We start from the raw sequence: 13408 nt of genomic DNA, 5'->3' as shown, positions 1-13408 counted from the left end.
CACGTACTTCATCAACCGGTGGACCGGCAAGTGCCTGACCCTGGACCCGGCGACGAACGGCGGCAAGGCCGGCAAGGTCACGCTGGACGTCTGCCCGACGCGAGGATGACCCCGCGGGCCTGATCCGGGCACCTGGCAGGTGCGCGATTCCGCCGTCCGAAACGGCCCGGCCGAGCGATCGGCCGGGCCGGTCGTACTTTCCGCATGCAGACGGAGGCGGCAGAGGCCGCGCGAACGGGAGTGGGGGCCGGGGCGTCTCCTCGCTGTCGCGGTACACCCGGATGCTCAGACCGGTACGAGTGGACGTGCACAGGTACGCTCCTGGGATGCCCCTTGATCAGTACGTCTACTTCGCGCTGTCCAGTGAACTCACCTCTGCGCAGGAGATGACGGCGCGGTTGGGCGTGGAACCGGACGAGACGACGGTTCGCGGAAGCCGTGGCAACCGGCCGGCGATACCGGTCTGCCATCGTTGGAAGACCGTATGCCGGGAGCCGGGCCTGCGCGTCGACGAGCAGATAGCGTGCGTGCTGAACCGGCTTCGGCCTCACACGGACCGCATCGTCGAACTCGTCGGACAACTGGGTCAGGAGCCTGACACGGGCAACGTCGCGGTGTTGGAGATCGTCCGCTATTTCGGAGACGCCGACGAGCCCGGTCAGGCGGAGCCCAACGTCAAGCCCAACCTCTTCGGCTGGCACCTGGACCGGGATGCGTTGGAATTCCTCGCTGCCACCGGTGCGGTACTCGATGTCGACGAGTACGACATGACGAGCTGAGCGCGTCGTGCACCCGCACTGCACTGAGCAGATCCACACGTATGTCGACAATGGCTCTGGCTCGGCAGGTGCCCGGGAGCGGGCGCGCGCCTGCATGCTCTGCGAACGGGTGCCGGCCTGAGCCAGGAGGAACTGGCGCAGGCCGCGGGGTCGAGCGTGCGGGCTCTTTCGGACCTGGAACGCGGGCGTACCCGGGGCCGCAGCGCCGCACCCTACAGGCCCTCGCCACCGTCCTCGGCCTGGACGTCCGGCCGCCGCCGAACTGGAAGACACCGCCCGCCTCGGCCGCCCCCGCCCCGCCCCCGCTCCGAAGCCGGGCCCGCCACCCGGCCGGAGACCCGGTCCGTCCCGTACCCCCCTCCAACTCCTACGCGACCTGGGTGACTTCACCGCCCACGGCTCAGCCCTGAACCGGCTCCGTGCCCTGGCCGAGCACCTCGACCCCGCTCACCCACCCGTTGCGGTGGTCAGCGGACAGCCCGGCCTGGGCAAGACCGCGTTCGCCGTCCACGCCGCCCACGCCCTGACCCCCCACTTCCCGCACGGCCAGTACGCCATCGACCCGCGCGGCATGGACCCCCGCCCCACCCCGCCGCGCGACGCGCTCGCCCGGCTGCTGCGGGCCCTCGGCACCGCCGACAACGACGAGCGGCGGTCACCCACTCCTCCGCCTGCCCTGCGACCGGTCGGCGGCGCGCTCCGGTCCCGTGGCCACTGCGCGGTGAGGCCGCCGGAACGACCAGCGGCCCGTGAGCTCCTCGCCTCCTGAGCTGGGACGAGGCGGATCCTCCCGATGATTCGCTCCCTCCACACGGAGGTCCTCGAACAGATGGCGACGGCCGCCGGCCACAGCCAGTCCCGCTTCTTGAGGGCGAGACCGGGCTCAGGGGACGTCGCCCGCGCAGCGGCGACGCCGACCACGATGCGAGCGCGGGTGCGGATGGCCGGACTTCTACTCAGGTCTGTGCCGGAGTGAACTTCGTGAGGATCAGCAAGGTGTCGACGAGGTCCTCGGCGGGGGCGCCGGTGGCCAGGCGGCGCAGCTGCTGGCCGAAGACCAGGGCGACGGCCACGCCGGCCAAGCGCTCGGGGTCCGCCGCGCCGAGGTGGGTCAGGATCCGGGTGGCCAGCAGGTCGTAGGCAGCGAAGCACTCGGCGGCGGCGGAACGCAGGCGTTCGTCGCGGCCGGCTTGAACGTACAGCTCGAACGGCGCGATATGGCGGCTGTCGAAGGCGTTGCCCCCCGCGACCTGCGCCACCACCTCGGCCGCCTGCCCGATGTCGAAGCGCTCGTCGGAGCAGGCGTCTGCGAGCTCCGTGAAGTGCCGGGTCTCCTCGGCGACGAATTGCAGCAGGCTCTCGCGCAGCAGCTCGTGCTGCGTGGCGAAGTGGTAGGTGACGGAGCCGAGTGAGACCTCGGCCTCCTTGGCGATCCGCCGATTGGTGAGGGCCGCGATGCCGTCGTGCCCGATGATCCGCATGACGGCGTCGATGATGCTCTGGCGGGTGTCGGAAGCATGGGGCATGTCGACATTCTGCCCCATCGGCTGCCCCTACCGTCCCTTTGCGGGAGGGGAGTTGGGAAGTTCGAGGTGTGGACAGGGCACGCAGCCATCTCTACTGTTCGTTCGAACGAACAACACTGGGCGGCTGCACGGGAGTCATCGTGGACATTTCCGGATCGAACGTTCTGCTCACCGGGGCCACCGGGGGCATCGGAGCGGCCCTGGCAGCGCGCCTGGCGTCCCAGGGGGCACGCCTCACGGTCACCGGGCGCAGGGAAGAGGCCCTCAAGGCGACCGCAGACACCTGTGGTGCTCGTACCGTGGTCGCGGATCTGGCCGTCAGGTCGGACGTCGTCCGGCTCGCCGAGACCTGTGCCGAAGCGGACATCCTCGTCGCGAACGCCGCCCTGCCCGCCAGCGGCGACCTCCTGGAGTACACCGAGGAGCAGCTCGACCGCGCCCTCGACGTCAACCTGCGCGCGCCCGTCCTGCTGTCCCGGCTGCTGGCGGGGCACATGGTGGCCCGTGGCCGCGGCCAGATCGTGCTCGTCGGTTCCATCTCAGGCAAGGCGGCGACCAAGTCGACCTCCCTCTACAACACCACGAAGTTCGGGCTGCGGGGCTTCGCGCTCGCCCTGCGCCAGGAACTCAGGGGCACGGGCGTGGGGGTGTCCCTCGTCCAGCCCGGTTTCGTCCGCGACGCGGGGATGTTCGCGGCCACGGGCGCCACCCCGCCGAACGGCATCAGGACCGTGACGCCAGGACAGGTCGCCGACGGCGTCGTACGAGCCGTCCTCCGTGACCGGTGCGAAGTCAACGTGGCACCGCTGGAGCTGCGGCTGCTCAGTGCCATCGCGGGGCAGTTCCCCGGGTTCGCCGAGCGGATCCAGGCGCGAGCGGACGTCGACGGCTCCGTGCGGCAGATCGTCGAGGCCCAGCGTTCACACCGATAGACCGCCTCTTCGGCTGTGACCGGAGAGGCCACAGCGCCCGGAGCGGCCCCCGTGACGCCGGGCGGAGCGCGGCCCACTCCACCTCCCCCTCCCGCGCCCCGCCCGGCCCCATCTCTCCCGCGGATCCGTCCGCGCCCGCACCCGCAGGGCCTCGCCCGCGAACGCCTTTCGTGCCACTCCACGTGAACGGCGAGCACGGCGCGCCGAAACTCGGTGGCACCGAGGCGACGACGGGTGCGCCGGGGCCAGGCCTGCACATCGAGCCCGAGAAGGACTTGCAGGATCTGCCACCCGGCGCGCTTGCGCTCCTTCTAGAAGGCCGAGTGAGCGAACCAGTGGGCGAGCAGGTCCGGGTCACCCACCAGCTGGAAGGCGTGGCTCTTGCGGTCGAGGCGGCCGTAGAGGAGCAGGAGCAGGTCCGCCGCCGTTCCCCGGACCGTGGCGTCTGCGGTGCGGGCCCCGATGTGGTCGGTGACCAGCCCGAAGCCGTCGGGGCGAAGGCCGACCAGCCAGTCCGTGTCGGCATCCGTACAGCGGAAGTGAAGGGTGCGGTCGGGGCCGCGCAGTTCGGCGGTCAGCGGCGCGAAGAAGGATGCGAACGGCAGGTTGGTGAGGAATTCATCGATGCCGTCCACCGCCAGGTCTCGGTCGATGTGCGGCGCGAGCCCGAGGGCGAGTTCGGCGTCGGCCCGGTGGACGAGGGTCTCGAAGAGCATGCGGCGAACCCAGAAGCGGGCGTGCTGATCGAGTCCCCACGCCCACATCGGTGCGTCGAGGTCGGTTGCGGCGAACACCTCGGCGGCGTTTGCGGCGCTCTCGGCCAGCCAGTCCGGATAGCCGTCGGGCTGCTCAGGCAGGCGCAGGTCCACATCGCGGCTGGTCGGCGGTTGCTGAATGCGCCGGCGCAGCAGCTCGGTGAACCAACGGTGCACGTGGCCGGTGTGCTGTGTCAGGTCGGCCAGGGTCCAGCCCGGGCAGGACGGCACCGGGGTGGAGAGGTCGGCCGCCTTGACCGTGGCGACGAATCGGGCGGTTTCGGTCGCCACGGCCGCGCTGTGCTGGGCGGGGTTCATAGCTGGTGTCCTTCTTCGACGGCCCCGCCCAGGCATCCCAGGAAGCAGATGCGCAGCGGAACAATTTAAGGGTATCGATAATTCATGTCATCAAGTATTGCTCGAAGGTAATCCGCATGGGTGAGGAAGTCAATCGACCTTGCTGCCGCTGCCGGCTCGGTGTGTTCGGCGGCCTGCTCGGCCGTTGACCCCCGCATTCCCCGGCACACGCGGGTCGCCGCTCCCTCCCTGGTGGCGGCCCGTACCGCCGCGCTCACGGCTCGTCCGGGGGTGGGGCTCCAGAGAGCCGACTCTGCCGTGGAACTTCGGTGGCGAGGGTGCGGCCGGTGGTCTCGCCGTCGGCGCGGAGGGGGCGTCTGCCTGTGCGTCGGTGTCCGGCGGGTACGTGGCTGCGCGAACGGCGGCCGCGGCGGTTGTGGCGGTGGGGGAGTGCCGCTGTCTCCGCCGTGCTGCCTGCCCCGGCTCCGGACAGGGCCCACGCGAGCAGGCGCACGAGACCCTTGGTCGGTTCCTTGACCCTGCCGGCGGGGAGGGCAGGCCTTGTTCGGGCGGCGGCCCGTTCGCCGTGGTCGGCGTGCGGTCTGGCCAGGTGGGATGGGGTGCCGGGTGTCAGCGGGGGTGGTCCGACGGGCTGGGGGTGATGGAAGCGGGGGCGGCCAGGGACGCGAGTTCGAGGGCCCTCAGGATCGCTTCCCGGTCAGCCGGTACGTACTCCTCTGCGGCGGCCGCCGCGTCCAGCACCTCCTGGATCTCAGAGGCCGTGAGGCTGCGCGCCTCGGCCGCGGCGAGCAGGTGGTCTGCCCGATCCCGGGGCAGGCCGCGTTCCGCGGCGATCAGGTCGTTCAGGGCTTCCTCACGCACGGCGAATCGACTCATTCCGCAGTCGAGGCCGTCGTCGTCCAGCTCCTCGGGGTAGGGCGCGCGGGCCCAGACGCCGTGCTCGGACCAGTACACGCAGCCCAGCTCCCAGCCCTCCAGCAGTTCCCGCAGGCGCTCGTACGGGAGCCAGTCCGGCGCCTGCGCCAGCATGTCGATCGCGGGTTCGTGCCATTTGACGGCACTGGACTCGTCCTCGCCGTACAACAGGTACCGGCCCTCTCCCACCTGCTGGAACGTCCACCAGGTGCAGCCGCGGTCGTCGAGGTGCAGACCCTGTCCGTCGATCCACGTGCCGCCCCGGTGGACGCCCCGGGCTTCCGCCTGCGCCGTGGCCCCCAGTACGGCGGCCAAGGCCCAGCGCGCCCACAGCTCTTCGGCGACCGGCAGGTCCTCCGGCCGGCCAGGCCTGTCGATCGCCATTTCCGTCCCCCAGTCCACTAGGTCGGCTCAGTCGGCTCAGTCCGCGTACGGCGTCCCGCATGGTCGCCGAACCGTGATCCTAGAGCAGGGCCGGGACGGATCCGGAGGTGGTGGAGGTAGGCCTTCATTCCGCTTGACAGCGCCCCCGGCGGACGAGGCAGTCCCACCCCGCCGTCCTCCCGTATCCGGGTGGAACGGGTGGACGGAACGTAGGTCTTGCCCCGGGAGGCAGCGCGTGTGTCGGTTCAGGCGGGTTGCGGAGTGAGGCGCTTGAGTCCCTTGCGGTCGTAGTAGGTCGTCATGGCGAAGCCGAAGAGCAGTGCCAGGAGGACACCGATCCCGATCATGATCCACGAGCGGAGGAGTCCGGCGTCCCCGCGGGCGTCGAAGTAGAGGATCGCCCGTACGCCGTCGCTGAGCTGCCGCATCGGTTCGAAATGGGAGAGGAACCGGTAGAAATCGGGGACCGCGTGGAGAGGGACGGTGGCGCCCGACGAAGGCAGGCCGAGCACGATGAAGACGAACATGGAGACCAGCTGGCCGATCCCGCCGAAGGCCGCGTTGATGGCCTGGACCCCCAGGCCGACCGCGAGCGCCGCGCAGTAGGAGTAGAGCGCCAGGAGCGGCACGTGGGAGGCGTCCATTCCCAGGATCGCGATGCAGGCCAGCATCACCAGGGCGGTGCTGAGGAGCGTGATGCCCGCGGTCATGGCCATCTTCAGCAGAAGTGTCTGGGTGCGGCTGATGGGTACGGTCGGTCGGCGGGTGTGCCAGGGGCCGATCTCGTTGTCGGCGTAGCCGAGGGCGGTGTCGACGCCGTTGCTGATCACGTTGCCGCCCATGAACCCGGCCAGGACCAGCAGCAGGGTGTAGTAGAAGGCCGACAGGCCGAGACCGCTGTGGGTGCCGATGGGGTGGCCGGACTGCGTGACGACCTCGACCGGGTCGGCGAGCAGCACCTTGGCCGTGGGGCTCGCCTGGGCGCCCGCGGCCTGCGTGAGTTGGCGGCCGAGGGAGCGCGAGGCGCCGTGCGCCGCCTTGGTGCTGATCTGGCCGGCCAGCGAGGAACCCAGGCTCCCCTTGCCGGGGTTGGTGAGCACGGTCATCGTCGGCCGTCGGGTGGCCGCGGAGGTGGTCAGCGCGGTGGCCGCTTCCGAGAAGCCGGCCGGGATCACCAGGGCGCCGTAGACCTTCCCCGAGTCGAGCTGGTCCTGGGCCTGCGCGCGGGTCAGCACGCGCCAGTCGACCGTGCCGCCCGCGCTGTCGGCCGCGATGGCGGCGGTGATCCGCCCGCCCAGGTCCTGCCCGCCGGTGTCGTCGTCGACGAGTGCGATGGGCAGGTCGCGGAGGTCTCCGTTCGGATTGACGATGCCCCCCATGTAGAGGAGGGAGAGCAGCAGGGCCAGAAGTCCCGTGAGGACGGTGGGAACCACCCAGATCTGAGGGCGTCGCAGCAGGGCCGCGGCGGTGGCTTCTGGGGCGGCGGGCGCGGACATGGGTCTCCGTAGCTTGCCGGTGGGCGGGGGCGAGGGACCGGCGGCGGTCGGCCGCCGATCGGTCGCCCCCGACGGCGGGATCTCGTGGGGGTCGACCGACGACACCTCAGCATGCCCTCCGCCGCCCCCGGCGCCCGCGCTCCGCTCCGCCCGCCTCCCCCCGATGCACTAAGGCGTGGCGGATGTCATCCCGTGGGGCCGCTCTCCGCGCATTCCGTGATCAGCGCCGGTGTCTCGCCCCTTCGCAGCCCTCGAGGCCGGGGGGCCGGTCGCCGCGCTCAAGTGGCACGTGTGGGGCGGTGGTTGCGAGGACCCGACCGAAGCCATGGATTTTGAGCGTGTGACCGCGCCGAGTCCGGCGCTGGTGGCCATCAACCAAGCCTCGCGGACGGCCGTGACGAGCAGTTCGCGGGTGCGGGTGCGGGTGCGGGTGCGGGTGCGGGTGCGCCGCGCCGTACGGGCCTGGTCACCGGTTCTCCCCTCGTCCACGAAGAAGTGGGGGAGTGCTCTCACCGGTACACATGCCGTCGTCGGCGCCGGAAACGACGAGCACTCCCCACTTCAGCTCGGAGGAGCCGGCGCGGGCCACCCACTCACGCCTGTGAGCCTCCCTCTCCCGGGCTGACCCGCCCCTCCGGCCTCCGCACACACCCTCGCCCACACACCCTGGTACGCGTCCGGTCGACACCCCGGACCCGGTCGGAGACCATGGACTGAATGCTTCCGGTCAACGCGGAGCCGAACCGGACGCCACGGGCCACGAGCCCTTCCCCCAGGACCCCTGCCGAGGAGTGCCACCATGCGCCGACGCGCACGCACCTCCGCCGCCCTGATCACGCTGAGCGTCGCGGCGCTCACCGCTTCACCGACGGCGGTGCACGCCGCCCAGCCCTCCGCCGCACCCGCTGCGACCTGCACCGTGTCCGCCGCCGACGCGGCGGACCGGGTCACCGTCGCGGGCCAGGGGTTCGCACAGGGGAGGGCCGCACTGTCCTCGCCGCGCGGAGGTACGACCTCCTTCAACGTCCCGGACGGCGGCGCCTTCCAGATCGGGAGCAAACCCGACGACAGGTACGCGGTCACCCAGAGCGGCCGCACCACCGTGTGCACGGGCGGAACGAAGGCGGCCACCACCCCGGGTACCACCTACAAGGCCGGCCTCATCGCGGGTTGGGACGCCGTGCGCGCCAACTGCGGCGCCAAGCCTCCTGCTTCGGCCAACAAGCCGTTCTCGGACGGTTGGAAGAAGGGCGCGTCCGTGGCCGAGGGCGTCTTCTGCGGATGAACGGGTACCTCCCGTCGGCTCATAGGAGCTGCGCCCGTGACAGAGAGCAACCACGGGCTGCTGTGCCTCGCTGACCTGCTGGTGGCACCGCGACGGGCGTCGTGATGGGACCGCTGTCCCCCGCCCACCCGTTTCGGTTCGGCGGGGGAACGTTGCGCCACATCCTGGTCCTGCTGCAGGCCGTGCGCACCCGTTGGCTGCGCAGGGCCCTGGGAACCGGACGGTAGGGCAGTCTGCGGCAGGTCCGTGCGTGAGGGCCGTGTCAGGCGCGCGGCGGCTTCCGGCCCGAGCCGAAGTCGCCGAAGGCCACGGTGGCGTGCGGGGCAGGGGTGGAAACGGACTGTCCGCGGTCAGCCGGGGACGCCTGGCCGGTGACCGAGGCCGCGACGACGGCTCCACCGGCCAGGGCCAGGGCACCGGCAAGCAAAGTGATCTTGTGCTTCATGCGGGGTCTTACCTTTCGCTCTGCTTGACGTTCCGCTCTTCAAACCCGGATCACCGATGGGGTCCGGACGGGGCGCTGTTGCCCGGGCGGCACGGTCGTCCGCCGGTACGAGGCAGCGCCCCTGCGGCAGAAGCAGTCGATCACGGTGGCCGGGTACGCAACAGGCAGTTCCACCCGCAGAAGTAGGGCCGCGTTCTTTTGCCGGGCCCGCCCGCCCAGCCGTGACGCAGCCGAACCGCCGCGGGGGCGTGTGCAACTGCCGGGCCTCTTCCGAGGCGTACCCGCCGTACCCATGTCGGCGGTTCGTTGGGCACGGCCAAGACCGCGATCACCGCGGAACAGGGCCGTGCCCCGATGGCGCCGTAGCCGATCGGGACTCCGAGGCCGGGTCGTGTCCTTCGGATCGGACGGGGATCGCCCGGCACTGCGCCGCAGTCCCCCTTCAGTCGGGGAAGGAGAAGTAGAGCGCCTCGTTGTAGAAGGAGGCGAAGTGGTTCTGCCAGTCGGCTCGGATCGAGGCCAGCCACTCGTCGTCCTCGGCGGCGATCGCGGCCTCGGCCTTGGCGACGGCGGCGGGGATGTCCTCGGACACCAGGCGCCGCACCCTCTCTACCGGATCGTCGCCCGACATCGAGACGATCTCCCCGGTCTCGAGGACGAAGTACTCCGCCTGCTGCTTCTCGAGGTGGGATGCGGTCCTGGCAACGCATTCGGCGAACTCGGCGTCGTGCTCCAGTCCCTTGCCGACCGCGCGCAGGAGGTCGAGGAGGAGGGCCGCCCCGCTGACGTAGTCCGCGGCGACGCCGACCGGCGGATTCCAGATCATGGACGGGACGATCGTCGTTCCGCGCCCCACCATGATCTTGTGCGCGAGCGGGATGTCCCAGTTGTGCTCGGAGATGCATCGGACCCGCTTGGGGATCCCTGCCTCGTTCGGCATCGAGTCTGCGGAGTAGAGATATGAACGGTTGGCCATGGTGGCGACGCTAACAGCGGGGACCGACAAGGCCGCCGCCGTGGGGGCTCCTGACGCACGCTCAAAACCCGCGGAACGCCTGACTTGGCCGCCCCCGCCCAACCGTCGCCCGCGCGACCCGGCTCCGGATCCGGTACGCCTTCCGACCGCTGAGGCTGTGTCAAGAGTATTGACAGAAGTTGAACACAATCGGACCCTGAGAGCGCTCTCACGCTTCAATACATCGATTCCTGCCGTCGCCCATTTCCTCACCGGCAGGCCCCCCCACGCAAGGAGGATGAGAGTGTCCCGCTTGTCGAAAGCGCTGGCGTTCGGCGTCTCGGCGCTGTCCGTCGGTGCCGGTGTGCTGTTCTTCGGTCCGCCGCCGTCCGCCGAGGCCGTACCGGTGACCATCCCGCTCACCATCAAGAACAACTCCGGACGCAACGAACCCGTCTACATCTACAACCTGGGCACCCTGCTCGCGACGGGCAGGCAGGGCTGGGCCGACGCGAACGGAACGTTCCACCCCTGGCCCGCCGGAGGCAATCCACCCACCCCCGCACCCGACGCGGCGATCGCCGGCCCGGCCAACGGGCAGACCAAGACGATCCGGATGCCCAAGTTCTCCGGGCGCGTCTACTTCTCGATCGGGCAGAAGCTCGTCTTCAAGCTCGCCAGTGGCGGCCTGGTGCAGCCCGCCGTGCAGAACCCCTCGGACCCCAACCACGACATCCTGTTCAACTGGTCCGAGTACACCCTCAACGACGGCGGCCTGTGGATCAACAGCACGCAGGTCGACATGTTCTCCGCCCCCTATGCGGTGGGTGCGAAGGCGCCGGGCGGCACCGTCAAGAGCACCGGCCACCTCAAGTCAGGCGGCTACAACGCCGTCTTCGGCGGGCTGCGTTCGGCCGGCTGGGGCGGCCTGATCCAGAACCGCCCGGACGGCACCCCCCTGCGCGCGCTCTCGCCCGGCCACGGCATAGAGGCGGGCGGAATCCCGGCCGGCGCGATGAACGACTACATCAACCGCGTCTGGAACAAGTACGGTGCCTCCACCCTCACGGTGACGCCGTTCGCGAACGAACCGAACACCAAGTACTACGGGCGCGTCTCGGGCAACGTCATGAACTTCACCAACGCGTCGGGGGCGGTGGTCACCAGCTTCCAGAAGCCCGACTCGGACAGCGTCTTCGGCTGCTACAAGCTCCTGGACGCCCCCAACGACACCGTCCGCGGCCCGATCTCCCGAACCCTGTGCGCGGGCTACAACCGCTCGACGCTCCTGACCAACCCCAACCAGCCCGACTCCGGCGGCGCCGGCTTCTACCGCGACGCCGTCACCAACCACTACTCCCGCCTCATCCACGCCCAGATGGCGGACGGCAAGGCGTACGGCTTCGCCTTCGACGACGTGGGCGCCCACGAGTCACTGGTCCACGAAGCCGACCCGCGGGAGGCCTTCATGACGCTTGAGCCGTTCAACTGAGGGCTGTCCCGTAGGCGCCCTTCGTAGTCGGCTCCCGTAGTCGGCCCTCGGAGGAAGGCCGGTCGAACGCCCCTTGACGCAGAGCCGCAGGACGCCCGCCGACAGGCGGGCGTCCTCATGTGCTGCCTCCGGGGTTCGCTTTCGGCGTGCGGGCGCGGCTGCCGGTCGGGCCCGCGCCGTCAGGGGCCTGCGCGCCTGCGGTACCTCCTTGGCGACGCGCCCGGCTGTACCGCGCGGCGGACGCGCCCTGCCACGCGCCCTGCCACGCGCCCTGCCACGCGCCCTGACAGGGCTTAGCGCATTTCCGTCCGGGGCGCCACTTCGTGACGGGGCGATGAGGCCGGTGCCGACGGGGTTTCAGGGGGTGCGGCCCGCTCCGCCAAAGCGCCGACAGGCCGTCGACCTCCCCTTACGCCGCCCGCCGCCGGGAACCTCCTGGCGCGGCGGCCGAAAATCGTCGCCAGAGATGGCGCGTAGCGGTTCCTTCGGTCCGATGAACTCCAATGAAAGCGCCCGTGCGCGCAGTTGGGCGTAGTTATGCTCCCGCCGACCGGTCAGAAGGTGACCCTTTTCCGATAATTCGAGGACGCCGATGGAGCATAGAGACATTCCACCCGAAGCGGTCCACCCGGAGGCGGGAGCAAGCCGGGCGCTGCCCGCGATCGCGTCCCTGGCCGCCGTCTGCCTGGTCGGGGCGCTTGTTTCCTCCTCCGAGCCGGTCGGCACCGTCCTGATCGCCGCCGGCGCGCTGTGCGGCGCCGCGGTGTTCGTGGAAGCCTTGCGGCGCGGCCGCGCGCTCGCCGCCCGCAGCGCCCAGATCGCCGAACTCCGGCACACCTTGGCCCGCCAGGAGACCGAGGCGACCCGCCTGTCCGCCGTCGTACTCCCCGAGGCCATCGAGCGCCTGCGCCGGGGCGAGGTGGCCGAGGAGGTGCTCACCTCCCTGGGAGGCCGCGCCGGCCACGGCAACCGCTGGGGCAACGACGCCGCCCTCACCCCCCGCTTCAGGGCCGGCCTCCAGGCCGTACTGGCCCACGTCGTCGACGCCGTCGACAACGAGGAGAGCCTGCGCGACTCGGCGCAGCGGGCCTTCGTGAACATCGCCCGCCGCGTGCAGGCGATCGTCCACCAGCAGGCCCACGAGATGCGCGAGATGGAGGACCGGCACGGCCGCAACCCGGACGTGTTCGGCGACCTTCTGCGGCTCGACCACGGCACCGCTCTCATCGGCAGGCTCGCCGACTCCATCTCGGTCCTCGGCGGTGCGCGCCCCGGCCGGCAGTGGAGCAGGGCCGTCACCCTCTACAGCGTGATGCGCGGCGCGATGTCGCGGATCATCGACTACCAGCGTGTGGAACTCCATTCGGTCACCGAGGTCGCCGTGGTCGGCCCGGTCGTCGAACCGCTGATCCACACCATCGCGGAGCTGCTGGACAACGCCACTCGCTACTCCCCGCCGCACACCCGGGTCCACCTCACTGCCGTCGAGGTGCAGTCGGGCATCGCCGTGGAGATCGAGGACGGCGGGCTCAGCATGAGCGAGGAGGCCCGGGCGCGCGCAGAGAAGATGCTCGCGCAGGCACAGTCCGGCATCGACCTCAACGACCTGGGCGAGACGCCGCGGCTGGGTCTGGCCGTGGTCGGCCGCCTGGCACAGGCGTACGGGTTCCAGGTATCGCTGCGCTCCTCCGCGTACGGCGGCGTCCGCGCCGTGGTCATCGTGCCGCAGCACCTGATCACCACCGCGTCCTCGGCGACCGGCCTCGCCCACGGCATCGGTTCCTCCTCCGGGCCCAGGGCGGTGTCCGCCACACCGCGCGAACACCCCGTCGACGCCACGTCGGCCGGCGTGTACGTGCCCCGGCCCGCGCCGGCTCCGGCACCCGGGCCGATGCCCGCCGCCGGCGGGCCGACCACCGAACGTACCGCGACCGGCCTGCCGCAGCGGCGCCGGAAGGACCGTGTCACCACCTCCGACGTCCGGCCGGCCGTGAGGCCGCAGCCGGCGGACGGCAACGGCCCCGGAATGTGGCTGGAGGCGTTCCACAGCGGCCTGTCGGGTGAGCCCGGCAAGGACGCGGCGGGCGCCCAGGACGCGTCGGGTTCAGCGACCAAAGGGGCGTAAA

13 protein-coding genes are annotated in these 13408 nt (G+C 70.9%); 7 read left to right on the top strand and 6 right to left on the bottom strand.

Annotated elements, in window-relative coordinates; genetic code table 11:
- The first annotated feature begins 326 nt into the window (after positions 1-326).
- From ACFYYJ_RS17320 to ACFYYJ_RS17310, 3 genes are all read left to right on the top strand, one after another.
- On the top strand, positions 327-779 hold the full coding sequence (locus tag ACFYYJ_RS17320; protein WP_389133261.1) for a DUF4279 domain-containing protein: 453 nt from the start codon (positions 327-329) through the stop codon (positions 777-779).
- A 90-nt stretch (positions 780-869) separates the two neighbouring features.
- A complete protein-coding gene (locus ACFYYJ_RS17315; protein ID WP_389133514.1) occupies positions 870-1163 on the top strand; it encodes a helix-turn-helix transcriptional regulator in 294 nt (97 codons plus the stop codon).
- Positions 1164-1242: 79 nt separating this feature from the next.
- A complete protein-coding gene (locus ACFYYJ_RS17310) occupies positions 1243-1548 on the top strand; it encodes a hypothetical protein (protein ID WP_389133258.1) in 306 nt (101 codons plus the stop codon).
- Positions 1549-1735: 187 nt separating this feature from the next.
- Here the strand turns inward: ACFYYJ_RS17310 and ACFYYJ_RS17305 are convergent, their stop codons facing one another.
- Positions 1736-2305 (bottom strand): TetR/AcrR family transcriptional regulator, encoded by a 570-nt coding sequence (locus ACFYYJ_RS17305; protein ID WP_389133255.1) that lies wholly within the window; start codon positions 2303-2305, stop codon positions 1736-1738.
- A 140-nt stretch (positions 2306-2445) separates the two neighbouring features.
- Here ACFYYJ_RS17305 and ACFYYJ_RS17300 point away from each other — a divergent pair, with 140 nt between their 5' ends.
- The gene (locus ACFYYJ_RS17300) at positions 2446-3237 is read left to right on the top strand and encodes an SDR family NAD(P)-dependent oxidoreductase (protein ID WP_385120251.1); all 792 of its coding nucleotides are present in this window, start codon (positions 2446-2448) and stop codon (positions 3235-3237) included.
- 311 nt (positions 3238-3548) lie between these two features.
- On the opposite strand, the gene ACFYYJ_RS17295 is transcribed toward ACFYYJ_RS17300, so the two are convergent.
- The 3 genes from ACFYYJ_RS17295 to ACFYYJ_RS17285 all read right to left on the bottom strand — a co-directional run bounded on the left by ACFYYJ_RS17295 (position 3549) and on the right by ACFYYJ_RS17285 (position 7105).
- A complete protein-coding gene (locus tag ACFYYJ_RS17295; protein WP_389133253.1) occupies positions 3549-4310 on the bottom strand; it encodes a maleylpyruvate isomerase family mycothiol-dependent enzyme in 762 nt (253 codons plus the stop codon).
- Positions 4311-4919: 609 nt separating this feature from the next.
- Positions 4920-5609: a hypothetical protein gene (locus ACFYYJ_RS17290; RefSeq protein WP_389133250.1), complete on the bottom strand. Its 690-nt coding sequence runs from the start codon at positions 5607-5609 to the stop codon at positions 4920-4922.
- Positions 5610-5854: 245 nt separating this feature from the next.
- Positions 5855-7105 (bottom strand): DUF3533 domain-containing protein, encoded by a 1251-nt coding sequence (locus ACFYYJ_RS17285; RefSeq protein ID WP_389133247.1) that lies wholly within the window; start codon positions 7103-7105, stop codon positions 5855-5857.
- Positions 7106-7904: 799 nt separating this feature from the next.
- Here ACFYYJ_RS17285 and ACFYYJ_RS17280 point away from each other — a divergent pair.
- Positions 7905-8390 (top strand): hypothetical protein, encoded by a 486-nt coding sequence (locus ACFYYJ_RS17280; protein ID WP_385364543.1) that lies wholly within the window; start codon positions 7905-7907, stop codon positions 8388-8390.
- A 262-nt stretch (positions 8391-8652) separates the two neighbouring features.
- On the opposite strand, the gene ACFYYJ_RS17275 is transcribed toward ACFYYJ_RS17280, so the two are convergent.
- Complete coding sequence (locus tag ACFYYJ_RS17275; protein ID WP_385364541.1) at positions 8653-8835, bottom strand: hypothetical protein; 183 nt, start codon at positions 8833-8835, stop codon at positions 8653-8655.
- A gap of 442 nt (positions 8836-9277) precedes the next feature.
- Positions 9278-9811, bottom strand: coding sequence for a hypothetical protein (locus ACFYYJ_RS17270; protein ID WP_389133244.1), 534 nt, complete (start codon positions 9809-9811; stop codon positions 9278-9280).
- Between the two features lie 277 nt (positions 9812-10088).
- On the opposite strand from ACFYYJ_RS17270, the gene ACFYYJ_RS17265 reads away from it, so the two are divergent.
- Positions 10089-11282, top strand: a complete 1194-nt coding sequence (locus ACFYYJ_RS17265; RefSeq protein ID WP_389133241.1) for a glycoside hydrolase family 64 protein — start codon at positions 10089-10091, stop codon at positions 11280-11282.
- A 592-nt stretch (positions 11283-11874) separates the two neighbouring features.
- Positions 11875-13407, top strand: coding sequence for a sensor histidine kinase (locus ACFYYJ_RS17260; RefSeq protein WP_389133238.1), 1533 nt, complete (start codon positions 11875-11877; stop codon positions 13405-13407).
- Position 13408 lies beyond the last annotated feature (1 nt).

The sequence above is a fragment of the Streptomyces sp. NPDC002467 genome (assembly GCF_042889825.1).
Taxonomy (GTDB): Bacteria; Actinomycetota; Actinomycetes; order Streptomycetales; family Streptomycetaceae; genus Streptomyces.
The sequence above is the reverse complement of the archived record's forward strand: the minus strand, read 5'-3'. Positions and strand labels throughout refer to the sequence as shown.

What these genes read in the sequence shown, in the direction of transcription:
- ACFYYJ_RS17280 (WP_385364543.1), top strand. Translation starts at nt 7,905, where the DNA reads ATGCGCCGACGCGCACGCACCTCCGCCGCCCTGATCACGCTGAGCGTC.
- ACFYYJ_RS17320 (WP_389133261.1), top strand. Translation starts at nt 327, where the DNA reads ATGCCCCTTGATCAGTACGTCTACTTCGCGCTGTCCAGTGAACTCACC.
- ACFYYJ_RS17260 (WP_389133238.1), top strand. Translation starts at nt 11,875, where the DNA reads ATGGAGCATAGAGACATTCCACCCGAAGCGGTCCACCCGGAGGCGGGA.
- ACFYYJ_RS17305 (WP_389133255.1), bottom strand. Translation starts at nt 2,305, where the DNA reads ATGCCCCATGCTTCCGACACCCGCCAGAGCATCATCGACGCCGTCATG.
- ACFYYJ_RS17265 (WP_389133241.1), top strand. Translation starts at nt 10,089, where the DNA reads ATGAGAGTGTCCCGCTTGTCGAAAGCGCTGGCGTTCGGCGTCTCGGCG.
- ACFYYJ_RS17275 (WP_385364541.1), bottom strand. Translation starts at nt 8,835, where the DNA reads ATGAAGCACAAGATCACTTTGCTTGCCGGTGCCCTGGCCCTGGCCGGT.
- ACFYYJ_RS17285 (WP_389133247.1), bottom strand. Translation starts at nt 7,105, where the DNA reads ATGTCCGCGCCCGCCGCCCCAGAAGCCACCGCCGCGGCCCTGCTGCGA.
- ACFYYJ_RS17270 (WP_389133244.1), bottom strand. Translation starts at nt 9,811, where the DNA reads ATGGCCAACCGTTCATATCTCTACTCCGCAGACTCGATGCCGAACGAG.
- ACFYYJ_RS17290 (WP_389133250.1), bottom strand. Translation starts at nt 5,609, where the DNA reads ATGGCGATCGACAGGCCTGGCCGGCCGGAGGACCTGCCGGTCGCCGAA.
- ACFYYJ_RS17295 (WP_389133253.1), bottom strand. Translation starts at nt 4,310, where the DNA reads ATGAACCCCGCCCAGCACAGCGCGGCCGTGGCGACCGAAACCGCCCGA.